Origin of the sequence: Mesorhizobium sp. M1A.F.Ca.IN.022.07.1.1 (genome assembly GCF_003997575.1) — a bacterium.
Classification (GTDB): domain Bacteria; phylum Pseudomonadota; class Alphaproteobacteria; order Rhizobiales; family Rhizobiaceae; genus Mesorhizobium.
The window spans coordinates 1-1,973 of record NZ_RZST01000369.1 but is presented as its reverse complement, the minus strand read 5'-3'; the positions used below and the strand labels follow the sequence as shown (position 1 = coordinate 1,973).

At 65.1% G+C, this 1,973-nt stretch carries 2 protein-coding genes; one reads left to right on the top strand and one right to left on the bottom strand.

The genetic code is table 11. The features are described 5' to 3' along the window. Positions 1 to 672 precede the first annotated feature (672 nt). A complete protein-coding gene (locus tag EOA75_RS34250; protein ID WP_156751069.1) occupies positions 673 to 816 on the top strand; it encodes a hypothetical protein in 144 nt (47 codons plus the stop codon). 30 nt (positions 817 to 846) lie between these two features. Here the strand turns inward: EOA75_RS34250 and EOA75_RS27970 are convergent, their stop codons facing one another. Next, positions 847 to 1,821 carry a nucleoside hydrolase gene (locus tag EOA75_RS27970; RefSeq protein WP_127325682.1) on the bottom strand — a complete coding sequence of 325 codons (975 nt, stop codon included), beginning with the start codon at positions 1,819 to 1,821 and terminating at the stop codon, positions 847 to 849. Between the last annotated feature and the right edge of the window lie 152 nt (positions 1,822 to 1,973).

The window sequence follows — 1,973 nt, the reverse complement described above, 5'->3', positions numbered from 1 at the left end:
CACCCCCCGCCGACACGCCTTGCGAACCGGCGCCCAATCCGGCGCCCACGCCGATGCCGCCGACCTTGCCGCCCACGCCGACGTCAAGCGCCGAGGCAGGCCCGATCGGGATGGCGATCGCCAGCGCGGCTGCTAGGTATTTTTTCATGGCCAGACCTTTGTTCCAAGGCCAACCTTGTGTGGCTCCTCATCGAGCGTCCGCTCGACAGCGGTCTGCGAAGCCTTCGTCGCGCGAATGCGCCGAGCGATGGCTACTTCTCGCCCTGCCAGGCATCGGCCTCGGTGACAGGCGCGGCTGGAGGCCGCTCGAAAGACGAATGATAGAAAAGCGGTCTCGGCAACGCCAAGCACTGAAAAAGGCTTAGGACTTCTCCTTTCAACTTAGCTGTCGACAGCAGGGCAAGTTTGAGCTCGCCTACGCGCTGCTAACGGGTAACTTTCAAATTAGTTTCAACTAAAATGCAACAGAGCAAGGACACCACCGTGCCAGCGCCGGTTGCTGATGCCGACGCCGGGCTCTCGTCGAAATGGCCGTCTCGGCTTCGCCGGGCCAATTCTCCCCCCACTTCCTGGCGTGCGGGCCTGGAGGCTTGAGAGTCGCCCAGGGCGGCAAGGCGCCCGCGCTACCGGCTCGAAGCCGCAACGCTCGTCGCGCTGGCCGACAACGACGCGGTGCTGGTCGGCCAGGCCGACCTGTTGCGATCGACGGTCGAGGGTGCGGCCGGCGATGCGATCCTGGCCAACAAGCGCGAGATCGAGACCGGCATCGCCGCCATGAGCGCCACATTGCGCGACAGGCAATCGTTCCTGCTGTGAGGGCCGGCTAGGCCTTGCCCCTGGAGCGCCTCACGCCTTTTGACTGGTGAGGCGCTCGAGCGCATCGACGATCAGGTCGCAGAATTTCGCATGGTCGAGCTTCATCGCCACGGTATGGCGGAAATCGACCTGCTCGCTCGCCGTGCCGCCGAAATGGCGCATGCCGCCCAGCTTCTCGAAATTGCAGACCGTCATGCCCTTGGTCCACCGTCCGGCAAGCTCGACGCGGATATCGGCCTTCTCGGTGGTGAAGACGCCTGCATCGATCATCGCCGCCACGCAGCAGGCGTCATGGACGGCGGGATGGGCTATCTGCAGCAGGCCGCCATGCGTGGTCGCGATGAACTCCCAGATATCGAGAATGAATTTGGCGATCGGGCCGCCGACAGCGCGCACCCTGTCCTGCAGGTCGGGGGTGGCCAAGGCCTGGTGCGTGAGGTCGAGCCCCACCATGGTGACGTCCCAAGCGGCGCGGAACACCACGTCTGCGGCCTCCGGGTCGGCATAGACGTTGAACTCGGCAGCGGGCGTGATGTTGCCGCGCGTGAAACTTCCGCCCATCGCGACGACCCGCTTCACCCGCTCGACGATGCGCGGCTCCTTGCGCACGGCTAGAGCGATGTTGGTGTAGGGCCCGACCGGCACCAGCGTGACGGTTTTCGGCTCATGCGCCATGACCGTCTCGATGATGAAGTCGACGGCATGGCGCTTGTCGAGCTCGAACGAGGCGGGCGGCAGCTCCGGGCCATCGAGCCCGGTCTCGCCGTGGATCTCGACGGCCAGCACCTGGTCGATGATCAGCGGGCCGGGAGAGCCTTTCGCCACCGGCACCTTTATGCCGTAGGCCGTGCATACGGAGAGCGCATTGCGCGTGGTGTTCTCGACATTGTGGTTGCCCGAAACCGTGGTGATGCCGAGAAGGTCGATGTTCGGGTTGCCGGCCGCAAGCAGGATGGCGATGGCATCGTCGTGCCCCGGATCGCAGTCGAGGATAATCTTTTCCATGGGGGTCGCCTCTCCCTGGCCTGCGGCGATTACAGACCGGGGCCTCTGGTGACGTCAAGGTTGCCATCCGGCCGAAGCGCGATCACCACAACTGACGCTCTTGCCGCCCCGCCCATAATGCCGCCCTCAGCGCGCCTGCCCGCCTCTTGCCC

Bases quoted from the DNA above. Each gene is read 5' to 3' on its own strand.
- EOA75_RS27970 (WP_127325682.1), bottom strand. From the start codon at position 1,821: ATGGAAAAGATTATCCTCGACTGCGATCCGGGGCACGACGATGCCATC.